General features: G+C 37.0%; 1 protein-coding gene. It reads right to left on the reverse strand.

Annotated features, from left to right (window positions below; all coding sequences use genetic code 11):
• Positions 1–613 (reverse strand): OmpA family protein (locus AB4298_RS21325; RefSeq protein ID WP_371988343.1); only part of this gene is annotated, 613 nt, incomplete at both ends.

Genomic DNA, 613 nt, shown 5'->3' on the forward strand with positions numbered 1-613 from the left:
TGTTTGGTTATCCCCAAAATCATTGGTCTCCCCATAACCTTTAACGGATATTTTGGAAGCTGGAATATCAAAACCCATTAATACATTAGCTATCGCTTGAGCTCTTTGTAGGGAGAGTTTCTGATTATATTCTTCGTTACCAGTACTATCTGCGTAACCTGACACTAGAATTTTTTTAAACTTTAGGTGAGATACATCTTTAGCAAGTTTTTCAATGTTTAATACACTATTTGGCGATGCGTCATTAAATTTAAAACTAAATGATGTTGGTGCAAAAACGATAACTTTCTCGAGGTCCTCTACAACTGAGTTATTTGGAGTCACATTATATTTAGTTGTCGAAGCCATTACTGGAATTGAATTCGAAGTGTTATAACTATTGTTTCCATTAGAAGAAAGCTCATCGGGCGCAATAGCTGCAATCCTTGTTCCTCCAAATGAATAAGATAAACCGAGCATCAAAGCATGGCTGTCATATTGTCCTAGAGTATTTTGAAGCCCATCTCCACTGCCAATGCTATGAATGAATTGATAACCACCAGTAAGCGAAAGGTTAGTCGCTAATTTAACCTTAATACCAACTTCAGCAATAGGGGAAAAGCCCTCATCATGC

Source organism: Shewanella sp. 10N.261.52.F9, assembly GCF_041471165.1.
In the GTDB taxonomy this organism is placed as follows: Bacteria; Pseudomonadota; Gammaproteobacteria; order Enterobacterales; family Shewanellaceae; genus Shewanella; species Shewanella marinintestina.